A 13875-nucleotide genomic window follows, 5' to 3' on the forward strand; every position below is an offset into this window, starting at 1 on the left:
GGGCCGGTCAGTCGCAGCCGCAGCCGCCGGCCGGCGTCTTCACCATGAAGCACACGTCGCAGACGCCGTAGTCGCGCTCGACCGGCTTGGGCGTCGCCGCGACGCGGGGTGCGGCGGCCGCTCGAGGTGTCGAGGACCGCTTCGCCTTGACCGGGGCCATCGGGCGGAACTCGCTCGGGTGCGTGACGTAGAAGTACGGCGCGCGACCCTCGCTCGCCCGCAGGCGCAGCGGCGTCGACCCGACGACGACGAGCTCGTCCTCGGCGAAGCCGTTGGTGTAGGTCTTCCCGATGTGCAGGCTCGCACCCTCGCCGCGACGGATCGCCTCGATGTACCGGCCGCGGTCGATGTAGGAGGAGATGCCGACGGCATCCATGATCGCCGTGATGAACTCGTGGTTCTCTTCGGCGATGCGGTGGGCGCGGAGCGCCTCGCGGAGCGATCGGTACGGACGGGAGGTGCCGGTGGGGGTCGGGCCCTGGACTTCGTTCATCTCCTCCAGGATCTCACGTCCTGACGTGGAAGACTGGCGGCATGGTTCGCGCGACGATCATCGGATCCGGCCCGAACGGCCTCGCGGCGGGGGTCTCCCTCGCCCGAGCCGGCTACGAGGTGCGCGTGCTCGAAGCCGCGGACACGATCGGCGGCGGCGTCCGCAGCGCCGAGACGACGCTGCCCGGGTTCGTGCACGACATCTGCTCCGCCGTGCACCCCGCCGCACTGTCGTCGCCGTTCTTCCAGGCGTTCGGGCTCGCGGACCGCATCGACTGGATCGTGCCGGACATCTCGTACGCGCACCCGCTCGACGGCGGCCGCGCGGGCGTCGCCTGGCGCGACATCGAGAAGACCGCGGCAAGCCTGGGCGTCGACGGCAAGGCTTGGCTGGCGCTGCTGCGCCCGTTGAGTCGGCACATCGAGGGCGTCGTCGACTTCACCGGCAACCAGATGCTGCGCATCCCCCGGGAGCCGCTCACCGCGCTGCGCTTCGGCCTGCGGATGATCGACCAGGGCACGCCGTTCGCCCGCCTCTCGTTCCGGACCGATGAGGCCGCCGGTCTCATCTCCGGCGTGCTCGCGCACGCGCCGGCGCGGATGCCGTCGCTCGCCGCCTCCGCGGCGGGGCTGCTGCTCGCTGCCGCAGGGCACGCCGGCGGCTGGATGTACCCGCGCGGCGGTGCCCAGCGCATCGCCGACACCATGGTCGCCGACATCGAGGCGCACGGCGGCACGATCGAGTCGGGCGTCCACGTCACCGATCTCGGCGATCTCGACTGGGGCGATCCGGATGCCGGCGACCTGCTGCTGCTCAACACGTCGCCGCGCCTGCTGCTCACCCATCCCGAGATCCCGAGCCGATACGCCCGCGCGATCCAGGGCTACCGCTACGGCGCGGCTGCGGCCAAAGTCGACTTCGCGCTCGACGGCCCCATCCCCTGGACCAACCCCGACGTCGCCCAGGCGCCCACCGTGCACCTCGGCGGCACGAGGGCCGAGGTCGCCGCAAGCGAGAACGCCGTCGCGCGTGGCCGGGTCAGCGACCGTCCGTACGTGCTCACCGTGCAGCCGTCGGTCTTCGACCCGACCCGCGCCCCCGAGGGCAAGGCCGTGCTGTGGGCGTACATCCACGTGCCGGCGAACTCCGACCTCGATGCGACCGAGCTCATCACGCGGCAGGTCGAGCGCTTCGCCCCCGGGTTCCGCGACCGCATCCTCGCGCATCATTCGGTTCCGGCTTCGGCGCGGGAGGCGGTGAACCCCGCCGAGATCGGCGGTGACATCCTCGGCGGCGCATTCACGATCCCCCAGGCCATCCGGCGTCCGGTGCTGAGCGTCGCGCCGTGGCGCACTCCGATGCGCGGCGTGTACCTCGCCTCGTCGTCGACCCCGCCCGGTCCCGGCGTCAACGGCATGGCCGGGTGGCACGCCGCGCGCACAGCGCTCGCGGACGCGGGTGAGCGGGCCACGCTCGCCGACCTGTTCTGACGTCTCCGCTCGCCGTCCACCCCCTTCTGCGCCCGCCCATCCCGGGCCAGGATGGGTGCATGCGCTACGACATCCCCGCCCCCATGCTCGCCAAGGCGGCGGCATCCGTCCCCGACCCGGCGAAGACGAGCGGCGGGTTGCTGTTCGAGCCGAAGTGGGACGGTTTCCGCGGCCTGATCGCGTGGGACGGCGAGACGGTCGAGATCGGATCTCGGGGCGCGAAGCCGCTCACCCGCTACTTTCCGGAGCTCGTCGAAGCGATCCCGGACCTGCTCCCGGGTCCGTGCCTGCTCGACGGCGAGATCGTCGTCGCCAGCGGCCGCGAGGGCTCGCAGCGCCTCGACTGGGAGGCGCTGAGCCAGCGCATCCATCCGGCCGCGTCACGCGTCGCGAAGCTGGCGGCGGAGACCCCCGCGATGTTCATCGCCTTCGACCTGCTCGCCGAGGGCGACGACGACCTGCTGCAGACGCCCTTCCGCGAGCGACGAGAGCGCCTCGAAGCGCTGATGGCGGCGGTCGAGCATCCACTGCACATCACCCGCACCACCACCGACCGCGACGCGGCCGTCCGCTGGCTCGCCGAGTTCGAAGGTGCGGGACTCGACGGCGTCGTCGCGAAGCCGCTGGACCAGCCCTACGCGCCGGGCAAGCGCACGCTCATCAAGGTCAAGCACGCGCGGACGGCCGACGTCGTGGCGCTGGGCTACCGCATCCACAAATCGGGCAGCGGGGTCGGGTCGCTGCTGGTCGGGCTGTACGACGCCGACGGACGGCTGCGCCAGGTCGGCGGCGTCGCCGCGTGGAGCGACAAGCGACGGCAGGAGCTCGTCGACGAGCTCGCTCCCCTGGTCGAACGCGACGAGGACGGCGCCGCCGTGACGGGTGAGAGCGAGCGCTCGCGGTTCAGCGGGTCGAAGGACGTGTCGTTCGTGCGGCTGCGCCCGGAGCGGGTGCTCGAGGTGCGATACGACCAGCTCGAAGGCGACCGGTTCCGGCACACCGTGCAGTTCGATCGCTGGCGGCCCGACCGCGACGCGCGCTCCTGCACCTACGACCAGCTCGACACCGTCGCCGGATACGACCTCGCCGACGTGATCGGCTGACGCGCGGCATCCGGAGCCTCCGCTTCACTCCCCGGTCGGCTCGCCGTTCTCGTCCCAGTTCGCGGCGACCTTCTTGCTCGGCTGCACACGCGGCGGCTCGCCCGGCATCTTCGGGAACTCCGGAGGGAAAGGCAGCTCGCCGAGTCCGTCGGCCTTGTCGCGCTCCCACCACTCGAGCAGCGTGTCGATGCGCCCCGGGGACGTCTGCTTCTCGGCCCACGGGTCGCCGATCTCGTCGAGCCGCTTCGGGATGCTGCGCACGGTGAACTGCGACGGATCGAGATCGTCCAGCTCATCCCAGTGCACCGGCGTCGACACCGTCGCCTTCGGCAGAGCGCGCGGGCTGTAGGCGCCCGCCATCGTGCGATCCCGGTTCGCCTGGTTGAAGTCCACGAAGATCCGCTGACCGCGCTCCTCCTTCCACCAGTTCGTGGTCACCTGCTCCGGCATCCGACGCTCGAGCTCACGTCCGGCCGCGATCACCGCGTGCCGCACGTCGAGGAACTCGTGCGTCGGCTCGATCGGCGCGAAGACGTGGAGGCCGCGGTTGCCGCTCGTCTTCGCGAACGCCTCCAGACCGGCCTCGCGCAGCACCGTCCGCAGCTCGTGGGCGGCGGTCACGGCATCCGCGAAATCCGTGCCCGGCTGGGGATCGAGGTCGATGCGCAACTCGATCGGGTTGTCGGGGTCGGTCGCGAGCGACGCCCACGGGTGGAAGACGATCGTGTTCATCTGAGCGGCCCACACGATCGCGCTCCGTCGGTTCAGCACGATCTGCGGATGCCGTCGCCCGCTGTTGTACGTCAGCGTCACCGCGTCGACGAAGTCAGGCGTGCCCTTCGGCGGGTTCTTCGAGAAGAAGCCCTCGCTGCCGACGCCGTCGCGGAACCGCTCCAGTGAGACGGGGCGGTTGCCGTTGGCCGCGAGGAACGGCACACTCGCGAGCTGGAAGTACTCGGCCAGTTCCGCCTTGGTGATGCCGACCTCCGGCCAGACGACGCGGTTCGGGCTCGACAGCGCGACCTCGCGCTCTCCATCCGGATCGACGACGGTCAGGGTCACGCGTTCGGAGGCCATGCTCCGACCCTAGGGCGCGAGCGAGACGCGCGGAACCCCCGCGCACGGCGACGTGCGCCGAGCGTCATCCGCCGGATCGCGCGTCGGTCGCCCGGGTGGCGCGTCAGTCGCTCGGGTCGTGCGTCAGTCGCCGAGGTCCACCGCGAGCACCAGCACCGGCGCGAGGGCGTCGCGCTCGATGAGCAGCGTCGGCCCCGCAGGGTCGAGGATCACACCCGCCATCTCCGGGTGGCCGGCGAAGAGCTTGGCCAGCTGCTCGGGGTCGAACGGCAGCGGACGATCGCCTCGACCGAGCGCCAGCACCTCGAGGGGGTGCGAGAACAGCTGCAGGAACCGCTTGCCGTCGGCCGTCTGCGCCTCCGCGATACCGGGCTGGCCGGTGCCGGTGCCGTCGTTCACGGCCACCCACATCCGCTTGGTGGCGAGCGCCTGAGCGAGCTTCGCCGCTGTGTCCTGCTCCCGGGGCTGGGCGAGCAGCGACTTGACCGTCATCTCGACGTCGGCCTGTTCGAGCGCCTTCTCGAGCAGTTCGGTGGGGAAGACGACGCGGTGCGGCGCCGAGGCGTTGTCGACGATGAGCCCGGCGAAATCGCCTGCGACGACCTGCTGCAGCACCGAGGTGACCGGCTGGGCGACGGCCGAGGTCGCCGTGGGGTCCTGCTCGAGCTGCACGGAGTCGCGCACGGCGCCTGCGGAGCTGAACGCGAGCATGAACTGCCGGTCGCCATCGCGCACGACAGCGACCGAGAGCGGCTTGCCCTCGCTGATCTGCGCGCGCGCATCGCCGTTCACCCGGATGTACAGGTGCGCCTGCAGCGCCTGGCGCAGCAAGCCGAGGAGCTGCTCGTTCGTGGCACCCTGCTCGATCTGCGCCAGGGCCTCACGGAGCAGGACGTTGTCCTTCATGCCGGCGACGGTCTCGGTCTGCTCCGGCGGGAGGGCGGGCGCGAGCGGCAGCCGGCGTTCGCGCTGCGCGTCGGTCGGCGGCTGAGCCGGGGCTCCCCCGAAAGTGGGGGCGACGGGGGCCGTGGACGCCGGAGTCGAAGCGGAAGGCGCGACGTTCGGGTCGGGCAACGAGACCTCGGGACCGGCCTGCGCGCCGACCCCGCGGAAGGCCTGGACCGAGATCCCGACGGCAGGGGCTACCTCTTCGGCGGGCGCTTCCGTCGGACCAGGAGCCGCCTCCTCGGCGCCGGTCGCGGTGGTCGATCCGGAGGCGGTTGCCGAATCGGATGCGGTGCCGGTGGCGCTCTGCGGATCGACCGTCGCGGTGTCGCCCGACTGCAACGCGGTCCCGCCGATCTCGTCGATGGGCGCGGTCGCGTCTGCCTCGGTCTGGTCGGCGACGACGTCGTCAGCGGACTTCTTGCGGCGGGAGAACAGGGCCATATCAGCCAGCCTAACCCGCGATCCCGTCAGATCTTCTCGATCGGCGCGACCTTGATCAGCAGCTTCTTCTGCCCTGCGGAGTCGAAGCGCACATGCGCGATCCGCTTCGCGCCCTCGCCCGTGACGGCATCCACTCGTCCCTCACCGAAGTCGGAGTGGCGGATGCGGTCGCCCGCCGCCAGCTCGAGGTCGCCGTTGTCGCGCATCTTCGCCGTGACACGGTTCGGGAACTTGTCCATCGCGGTCGACAGGGGCTTCAGCGAGTCGCTGCCGGGCAGCGGCTTCACACCGAAGCGGTCGCCCGATCCGCCGAACCCGCCGCCGCCTCGTCGAGCGTTCAGAGCGCGCGACTGCGTGCCGCCGCGGGAGTTGACGTCGCCGGGCGACTGCCTCCAGTCGATGAGTCCGGCGGGGATCTCCTGCAGGAACCGGCTCGGCATCGCGACCGAGACCTCGCCGAACTGGGCGCGCGTCATGGCGAGCGACAGGTGCAGGCGCTTGCGCGCGCGCGTGATGCCCACGTAGAAGAGACGGCGCTCCTCCTGCGGCCCGCCCGGCTCGCCCGCCGAGATGCGGTGCGGGATGAGGTCCTCCTCGACTCCCGTCACGAACACCGCGTCGTATTCGAGCCCCTTCGCGGTGTGCATCGTCATGAGCGACACGGTGCCCGACTCGTCGTCGAGGTCGTCGGCATCCGAAACCAACGCCACCTCGGTGAGGAAGTCGACGATCGTGCCCTCGGGGTTGTTGCGCGCGAAGTCCCTCGCGACCGCGACGAACTCGTCGAGGTTCTCGACCCGCGCCTCGTCCTGAGGGTCGCGGCTCGCGCGCAGCGCGTCGAGGTACCCGCTCTTCGACAGCAGCACGCTGAGGCCGTCGGCGACAGAGGTCGGCGGCGGCACCTCCCCCGAAGCGGGGAGCATGATCTCGGTCGCCTCCGCGAGCGTCGCGTCGAGCTGCGCGATGGCCGCCTGGATCTTCGGCCCCACCCCGAGCTGACCGGGCACCGACAGCGCCTGCCGGAACGTGATGTCGTGATCCTCGGCGAACCGGGCGATCGCCGTCTCGGTCACGTCGCCGATGCCTCGGCGCGGCTTGTTGAGGATGCGACGGACCGCCATCTCGTCGGCGGGGTTCGCGACCGCCACGAGGTAAGCCAGCGCGTCCTTGATCTCGGCGCGCTCGTAGAACTTCGTGCCGCCCATGATCTTGTACGGCACGGCCGAGCGGATGAAGATCTCCTCCAGCGCTCGCGACTGCGAGTTCGTGCGGTAGAACACCGCGATCTCGGAGTAGGGCATGCCGGCGCGGCGCAGCGCCTCGATCTCATCGGCGACGAACTGGGCCTCGTCGTGCTGCGAGTAGCCCGTGAAGCCGATGATCTTGTCGCCGTCGCCCTTGTCGCTCCAGAGCTTCTTGTCCTTGCGGTCGAAGTTGTTGCCGATGACCGAGTTCGCCGCGGAGAGGATGTTCTGCGTCGACCGGTAGTTCTGCTCGAGCAGCACCACCTTGGCTCCGGGGAAGTCGCGCTCGAACTCGCTGATGTTGCGGATGTCGGCGCCGCGGAAGGCGTAGATCGACTGGTCGGAGTCGCCGACCACCGTCAGCGACGCGCCCTCGAGCTCGGGGGTCGTCTCGGGCTCGAAGATCATCATGCCGTTCGAGGCATACGGGTCGGGGGCGTCCCCGGAGACCGGACGCGTCAGCTCGTGGATGAGCGCGTACTGCGCGTGGTTGGTGTCCTGGTACTCGTCGACGAGCACATGACGGAAGCGCCGACGGTATGTGTCCGCCACCTGCGGGAAGGCGCGGAACAGATACACGGTCTGGCCGATGAGGTCGTCGAAGTCGAACGCGTTCGCCCTCTGCAGCTGCCGCTGGTAGTCGGTGAAGAGCTCGACGAAGATGCGTTCGGCGGGGTCGCTCATGTTCGCCTGGCGCGCGTACGCCTCGGCATCCGACAGCTCGTTCTTGAGCTTCGAGATGCGCCCCTGCACCGACGCGGGGGTCAGACCGTAGGCGTCGGCCTCGTGTTCCTTGACCAGGCGCTTGATGAGGGCGCGCGAGTCGCCAGAGTCGTAGATCGTGAACGACTTTGTGAAGCCGAACTGCTGCGCCTCACGGCGGAGGATTCGGACGCACGCGGAATGGAAGGTCGAGATCCACATGCCGCGGGCGGCCTCGCCGACGATGCCCTCGACCCGCTCGCGCATCTCGCCGGCGGCCTTGTTCGTGAACGTGATCGCGAGGATCTGGCTCGGCCACGCCTCGCGCGATCGCAGCAGCGAGGCGATGCGTCGGGTGAGCACGCTGGTCTTGCCGGAACCTGCGCCCGCGACGATGAGCAGCGCGGGGCCTCGGTAGGTGACGGCCTCGAGCTGCTGGGGGTTGAGGCCGGCGAGGAGGTCGTCCTGACCCTGCTCCCCGGTGGAGCGCGGGCCGACGGATCCGGGAACGATGAGGGGGGCTTCGGTCATGGCCTTACGAGTCTAGGCGTCGCCACCGACACCGGGACCCGGGGTCGTCCGGCGCGCGCGCGGCGGGCGGGTCCGTTCGCACCCCGCCCGCCTCGCGCACCTCAGATCGATCGACGACGGCGCCGCACGGCCACTGCGCCCGCTCCGAGGAGCGCGATCGCGAACAGGATGCCGAGCGTCGGCACCTCCGCGCCCGTCACCGCGAGTGCTCCCGTGGCCGTGATGCGGATGTCGGCCCAGCCGATCAGTGCGCCGGAGTCGGAGTACACCGCGATCCGGTGAGCGCCCAGCGCGGCATCCGTCGGAATCGTGACCGAGAAGGCCCCTGCCGCCGACGCCGTGCCGCTCGCGAGGAGCACCGGGTCGGAGTACATCCAGACCGCGATCCGCTCCCCCGCGTGATCGCCGCCGAGAGTCACGGTGACGGTCGCGCCGCGCGCGGCCGTGCTCGGGTTCACCGTCACGCCGTTGCGGTTGTCATCCGTCAGCGCAGTGCCCGGCAGGGGCGGTGCCTCGACGCCGGGATTCCCGCCACCCGGATTCTCGCCGCCGGGGTTCGCCGGAGCCGGCAGGGTGCCCGCCCGCAGGGCTTCGGAGGCGAAGCCGTCCGCGAACCACCACACGGGGCGCTGTCCGTTCACCGCGAGCGAGGCCGGTGCCGTGGCGAAGCCCTCGTTGTTGATGTCGGGCATGCCCGCAGGACGAGCGAAGTGAGCGATCCCCGGCGCGTCCGTGCCGTTCAGCGTGATCTGGGCGGAGCGTCCGCCGCATCCGTCGTCGCACACCGCCCACAGGACGCCGAGCACGCTGTCGTAGTCCAGAGCCATGACCCCGGCCAGTCCCGGCGCGATCTCGGAGACGAGAGTGGCCGACCCGTCGCCGTTCAGCGCGAACGCGTACACGTGTCCGTTGTCCTCGACCGCGACGAAGAACAGCCCGCCACCATGGCCCGAGTAGTCGGCAGGGTCGTAGGCCGCACCCGTGTTCTGATCGAACAGCTTCCCGGTGAGCGCCGAGTCCGGCACCCACTGGACCGCTTCCATGCCGAGGTTCGCTCCCACCGCGGGCAGCTGCGATGTGAGATCCCACTCCTGCTGCGCGACGAGGTCGCCGGCTGCCGCATCGGGGTCGACCTTGAGGATGGTGTTGAGGTTCACGCCCTTCGCGTTGTTGTCGCGCTCCGAGGCGACGTACACGAACCCGTCGCCGTCGACCGTGATCCCCTCGGTGTCAGGGCCGGCGGCCGAGGGGTTCGCGGCATCCTTCTGGAATCGGACGCGCTTGCCCGCCTCCCAGCCGGAGATCGCCGAGAACGACCCGTCCGCGTGCGCATCGAGCTTCCAGATGCGGCCCTCGCCGTTGTCGACGGCCCAGAGGAACGTCCCGTCGGCCGTCTCCTGGACGTCGAGGCCGGAGCTGTCCTCGAGGAACGTGGGTGCGGTGTCGAGCACGCGTACCTCGGCCGAGCCCGGCCACGGCGAGACCGCGATCTCACCCGCGCACACGTTCGCCTCGCCCTTGGTGCTCTTCGCGGTGACCGCGAAGGGTCCGGTCGCGTCGGGGCACCGACCCCAGGTGGTGGCCGCGTGGCCGACGCCCCACGTGGTGGAGTCCACCAGCAGATCGCCGTCGAAGACGCGCACGGCGTCTCCGTCACCGAGTCCGAATCCGAGCTGGGCGCGCTCGATCACGAGGTAGCCACCCGCCGCGATCGTCGTCCCCGCCGGGACGGCGTAGGAGTGCGCGTCGTCGTCGTCCTTCACGACGATGCCCGACACGTCGAGCGCGGCATCCGTCGGGTTCACGAGCTCGATCCAGTCATCGGGCGATCCGCCGTCCGACTCGACCTCGTTGATGCGCACGGGATTGCCGCAGGCGTTGCGCAGCCCCTTCGTGGATACGGCGATGTCGACGAAGTCGCCGGTGCCGTCGGCACAACGCGCCAGCACTCCGGCTGCATGCGCCGCGTAGACGTGCTCGTCGACCGTGTTGCCGTTCGCGTCGCGGAGGGTCGCGGTGTCGCCGTTGCCCAGACCGAAGACGAAGTTCGTCGGCTGGTCGAACACGAAGTACGCGCCCGGCGCGAGCACGGTGCCCGCAGGCAACGGCGTGGCCTCGCCCGCGTGACCGACGGGATCGTTGTCCATGACGGTCCAGCCCGACAGGTCGACGGGCGTGCTGCCCGTGTTGAGCACCTCCACCCAGTCGGTCGTGTCGCCGTTCGACTCGATCTCGTTGATCACCACGTCGGGCACCACGCAGGAGTTCGGGGCGCCCTGGGTTACATAGGCGAGGGCGAAGACTCCCTTGCCGTCGGGGCAGCGCGCGAAGGTGGCCGCCGCGACGTCGCCGTCGATCGCGGCGTGGCCCGTCCACGGCAGCGTGTCGTCGATCATGGCGCCCGTCGCGTCGAACAGACGGATGCGGTCGGCGCTGCCGATGCCGATCGGCTCGCGGAACGGCGCCTCGACGCCGCCCACGATGCCGACGGACGCCTCGTCGACGACGAGGAACTCGCCGGCTCCGATCGTCGTGCCGGGAAGGAACTGCCACCGATGATCGTCGGAGTTGTCGCGGATCTCGTACCCCGAGATGTCGAGCGCCTCGTCGCCCGGGTTGTAGAACTCCACCCAGTCGGCCGGCTGCGAGTCGACCTCGTTGATGACGATGGATCCGCTGACGGGTTCGTTCGACGGGAAGACGTTCACGGCTCCCTTGGTGGGCTCGGCGGTGACCGCCCACTCGACGGCGCCGTCGACATCGTGCGCGCCCCACGTCGATGCGGCGTGCCCGGTCCAGGCGGTCTCGTCGACGGTCGCGCCGAGCGGATCGAACAGGCGCACCTGGTCGTCCTTGCCGAGCCCGAAGTCGAACTGCCCGGCGCCCGAGCCGGAGTCCAGCTGGTCGATCACGAGGTAGGCACCGGATGCGACGACGGTGCCCGCGGGGAACGTGTAGGAGTTCGCGTCGCTGTTGTCCTTGACGACGAAGCCGCCGAGATCGACCTCGGTCCCCGACGTGTTCAGGAACTCGATCCAGTCGCCGGGGACTCCCCCGTCGGACTCGACCTCGTTGATGCGGATGCCGGCTTCGGCACCGGTGGCGGACAGGGGGACGGCGAGCAGTGCGGCGGCGCCGAGCGCGCCGACCATGGTGATCGCCGCCGCGGAACGCAGGCGGGACATGGGTCTCCTGAAGGGATGCAGACGGGTGTCACCCCAGACCACCGAGCGCGGTTTGCCGCACGGCATCCTCCTGGTGCACGGAGGGTGAACGCGAGGTTGCCATTGCGCGCGACACCCGAGCCTCTCCCGTCGTGTACGCCCAGGCCCGCTCCGAGCCCCTCAGCCGCGGAAGAACGCCACCCCGAGGTCGGCGTGGTCGACGAAGACGCCGTCGACGCCCGTGCCCGCGATGACGGCCCACTCCGCCTCGTAGTCGCCGAAGGCTTCCTTGCCGCCCGCGCCGCGGAACTCCTTGGCGAGGAAGCGGTTCTCCGGTCGGCATGTCCAGGTGAAGACCCGCAGGCCCCTGGCGTGTGCGTCGGCCACGATCGTATTGCCCTTCGCGAGCAGCATCTTCTTGTCGACGCTGATGCCGTCGACCGATCCGACCAGCGCGTCCAGTCCTCGCGGAGACACGGTCTGCGCGTAGGTCAGGGCGCGGGACCCCTGGGCGACCGCCAGATCGTACGGCCGCCCGTCCGCCTCGATCAGGTACACGTACGACGCGGGGATGCCGAGGTCGCGCAGCTCACCCAGAACGGTCGACTCGAACGACTCGACGATGAGCGGCAGCTCGCCCTCGCCCCAGCCTGCGGCGCGCAGTTCCGCGGCGATGACGGGTGCGAGCGGCATCCCGATGCTCGTGAAGTACGTGGCATGCTTCACCTCGAGCACCACGCCGATCTCGCGCCCGTGCTCGATGGACCCCTCGCGCACGATGTCGAGCACGTCGACGAGACGCAGGATCGGCTGGGCGCCGTCGAAGCTCGCGCTCGACGGGCGCACCTCCGAGAGCCGCTCGCGGCTGCGCAGCGTCGACAGCTCATCCCACGTGAAGTCCTCGGTGAACCAGCCGGTCAGGGCTTCGCCGTCGATGCGCTTGGTCGTCTTGCGATCCGCGAACTCCGGATGCTGCGCCACGTCCGTCGTCCCGGAGATCTCGTTCTCGTGACGGACGACGAGCACGCCGTCCTTCGTGGCCACGACGTCGGGTTCGACGGCATCCACCCCCATCGCGAGCGCGAGCTCGTACGAGGACCGCGTGTGCTCGGGTCGATAGCCGGGGGCACCGCGATGCCCGATGACGAGGGGGGAATTCCTGGGCACGCTCTCAGCGTAGAACACGCGCGCGACACGCCAGGGCGGGTATCGTGGAGGAAAGCGACCTACAACCCCTTTGGAGTGAGGCCCACCATGAGCAATTTCGCTTTCAACAACCCGGCGTTCCAGCAGCAGGATCCGCGGAACGTCGCGACCTACCCCGGGGCTCCGCAGGGCGCTCAGGGTGCGCAGGCCGCCTCGTTCCAGCACGGGACGATGGATGCCGCCGCGAACGCGCAGCTGGAGGGCATGTACGCCGCTCCGCCGGCCGGCGCCATCGAGACCGACCGCATGTCGGTCGAGGACACGGTCTGGAAGACCGCCGGTCTCTTCGCGATCCTCCTCGTCACGGCGGCCGTCGGCTGGTTCGTGACCCTCGGCGGCGTCAGCGCACCGGTGCAGAACCCGTACGACCAGTTCCAGCCGAACATGCTGCCGTGGATCGTCGGCGCGCTCGGCGGCTTCGTTCTCGCCATGGTGATCTCGTTCACCTCGCGCAAGAAGGTCCGTCCCGCGCTGATCTTCGCCTACGCGGCGTTCGAGGGTCTCTTCATCGGAGGGATCTCGGCGTTCTTCGAGGTCCTGTACCCCGGCATCGTCTTCCAGGCGACGCTCGCGACGGTCTCGGTCGTCGGCGTGACCCTCGCGCTCTTCGCGAGCGGCAAGATCCGCGCGACGAAGAAGGCGACGAAGATCTTCATGATCGCGCTGGTGGGCTACCTCGTCTTCTCGCTCATCAACGTCATCCTGACCTGGACCGGCGTGCTGGGCGAAGGCGCGGCGTTCGGCCTGCTGAGCAAGGTCGAGATCCTCGGCATCCCGCTCGGTGTCATCATCGGCGTCCTCGTCGTCATCATGGCGGCGTACTCGCTGGTGCTCGACTTCGACCAGATCCAGCAGGGCGTGCGCAACGGCGCTCCCCGTAAGTACGGCTGGCTCGGCGCCTTCGGCATCATGGTCACGGTCGTCTGGCTGTACGTGGAGATCCTGCGCATCATCGCGATCGTCCGCGGCAACAACTGACCGCAGCGCTCCACGAGAGGCCCGTCTCCTCACGGAGGCGGGCCTTTTGCCATACCCGGGGCGGGAAACGCAAGGGGTTGCAGCGATTTCTCAGCAACGGCACGCTGGTTAACACGAAGCCCCGGCACCCCGGGGCTCCCGATTTATAGGAGCTGACCATGAGTTTTCTCGGCTTTCTTCTTCTCGGCCTCATCGCCGGAGCCATCGCCAAGCTGATCCTTCCGGGCAAGCAGGGCGGGGGCTGGTTCGTGACCCTTCTGCTCGGCGTCGTGGGTGCCCTGCTCGGCGGCTGGCTCGGCAGCCTGATCCTGAACCGTCCGCTCACGGAGTTCTGGGACCTGGGCACGTGGCTCCTCGCCATCGGCGGCTCGATCATCGTGCTGCTGATCTACGGCCTCATCGTCGGCCGCGGAAGCAAGTCGCGCGCCTGACACCAGCTGCATCAGCGGCGAGACCGCAGAGAACCCCCTCGGATCATCCGAGGGGGTTCTCGTGTGT

At 70.0% G+C, this 13875-nt stretch carries 10 protein-coding genes; 4 read left to right on the forward strand and 6 right to left on the reverse strand.

Annotated elements, in window-relative coordinates; all coding sequences use genetic code 11:
- Positions 1-7: 7 nt before the first annotated feature.
- Entirely contained in the window at positions 8-493 is a 486-nt protein-coding gene (locus RAC81_RS04305) for a hypothetical protein (protein ID WP_375081178.1), read from the reverse strand.
- 41 nt (positions 494-534) lie between these two features.
- Between RAC81_RS04305 and RAC81_RS04310 the strand changes: the two genes are divergently transcribed.
- Together RAC81_RS04310 and RAC81_RS04315 are read left to right on the forward strand one after the other, a co-directional pair.
- Entirely contained in the window at positions 535-1983 is a 1449-nt protein-coding gene (locus RAC81_RS04310) for a phytoene desaturase family protein (RefSeq protein WP_375081179.1), read from the forward strand.
- Between the two features lie 59 nt (positions 1984-2042).
- Positions 2043-3086 (forward strand): ATP-dependent DNA ligase, encoded by a 1044-nt coding sequence (locus RAC81_RS04315; RefSeq protein WP_375081180.1) that lies wholly within the window; start codon positions 2043-2045, stop codon positions 3084-3086.
- Positions 3087-3110: 24 nt separating this feature from the next.
- Here RAC81_RS04315 and ligD read toward each other — a convergent pair whose 3' ends face one another.
- From ligD to RAC81_RS04340, 5 genes are all read right to left on the reverse strand, one after another.
- Positions 3111-4163 carry a non-homologous end-joining DNA ligase gene (gene ligD / locus RAC81_RS04320; protein ID WP_375081181.1) on the reverse strand — a complete coding sequence of 351 codons (1053 nt, stop codon included), beginning with the start codon at positions 4161-4163 and terminating at the stop codon, positions 3111-3113.
- 123 nt (positions 4164-4286) lie between these two features.
- A complete protein-coding gene (locus RAC81_RS04325; RefSeq protein WP_375081182.1) occupies positions 4287-5552 on the reverse strand; it encodes an SseB family protein in 1266 nt (421 codons plus the stop codon).
- Between the two features lie 26 nt (positions 5553-5578).
- Complete coding sequence (locus RAC81_RS04330) at positions 5579-8029, reverse strand: ATP-dependent helicase (RefSeq protein ID WP_375081183.1); 2451 nt, start codon at positions 8027-8029, stop codon at positions 5579-5581.
- Positions 8030-8130: 101 nt separating this feature from the next.
- Entirely contained in the window at positions 8131-11214 is a 3084-nt protein-coding gene (locus RAC81_RS04335) for a lamin tail domain-containing protein (protein WP_375081184.1), read from the reverse strand.
- A 159-nt stretch (positions 11215-11373) separates the two neighbouring features.
- A complete protein-coding gene (locus tag RAC81_RS04340) occupies positions 11374-12360 on the reverse strand; it encodes a glycerophosphodiester phosphodiesterase family protein (protein ID WP_375081185.1) in 987 nt (328 codons plus the stop codon).
- 87 nt (positions 12361-12447) lie between these two features.
- Here RAC81_RS04340 and RAC81_RS04345 point away from each other — a divergent pair, with 87 nt between their 5' ends.
- Positions 12448-13377, forward strand: a complete 930-nt coding sequence (locus RAC81_RS04345; RefSeq protein WP_341935210.1) for a Bax inhibitor-1/YccA family protein — start codon at positions 12448-12450, stop codon at positions 13375-13377.
- A 158-nt stretch (positions 13378-13535) separates the two neighbouring features.
- Positions 13536-13808 carry a GlsB/YeaQ/YmgE family stress response membrane protein gene (locus RAC81_RS04350; RefSeq protein ID WP_050721623.1) on the forward strand — a complete coding sequence of 91 codons (273 nt, stop codon included), beginning with the start codon at positions 13536-13538 and terminating at the stop codon, positions 13806-13808.
- Positions 13809-13875 lie beyond the last annotated feature (67 nt).

Source organism: Microbacterium sp. CR_7, assembly GCF_041954755.1.
GTDB lineage: Bacteria > Actinomycetota > Actinomycetes > Actinomycetales > Microbacteriaceae > Microbacterium.

Excerpts from the sequence above, each read along its gene's own strand:
- RAC81_RS04305 (WP_375081178.1), bottom strand. The coding sequence starts at position 493 with ATGAACGAAGTCCAGGGCCCGACCCCCACCGGCACCTCCCGTCCGTAC.
- RAC81_RS04310 (WP_375081179.1), top strand. The coding sequence starts at position 535 with ATGGTTCGCGCGACGATCATCGGATCCGGCCCGAACGGCCTCGCGGCG.
- RAC81_RS04315 (WP_375081180.1), top strand. The coding sequence starts at position 2,043 with ATGCGCTACGACATCCCCGCCCCCATGCTCGCCAAGGCGGCGGCATCC.
- ligD (WP_375081181.1), bottom strand. The coding sequence starts at position 4,163 with ATGGCCTCCGAACGCGTGACCCTGACCGTCGTCGATCCGGATGGAGAG.
- RAC81_RS04325 (WP_375081182.1), bottom strand. The coding sequence starts at position 5,552 with ATGGCCCTGTTCTCCCGCCGCAAGAAGTCCGCTGACGACGTCGTCGCC.
- RAC81_RS04330 (WP_375081183.1), bottom strand. The coding sequence starts at position 8,029 with ATGACCGAAGCCCCCCTCATCGTTCCCGGATCCGTCGGCCCGCGCTCC.
- RAC81_RS04335 (WP_375081184.1), bottom strand. The coding sequence starts at position 11,214 with ATGTCCCGCCTGCGTTCCGCGGCGGCGATCACCATGGTCGGCGCGCTC.
- RAC81_RS04345 (WP_341935210.1), top strand. The coding sequence starts at position 12,448 with ATGAGCAATTTCGCTTTCAACAACCCGGCGTTCCAGCAGCAGGATCCG.
- RAC81_RS04350 (WP_050721623.1), top strand. The coding sequence starts at position 13,536 with ATGAGTTTTCTCGGCTTTCTTCTTCTCGGCCTCATCGCCGGAGCCATC.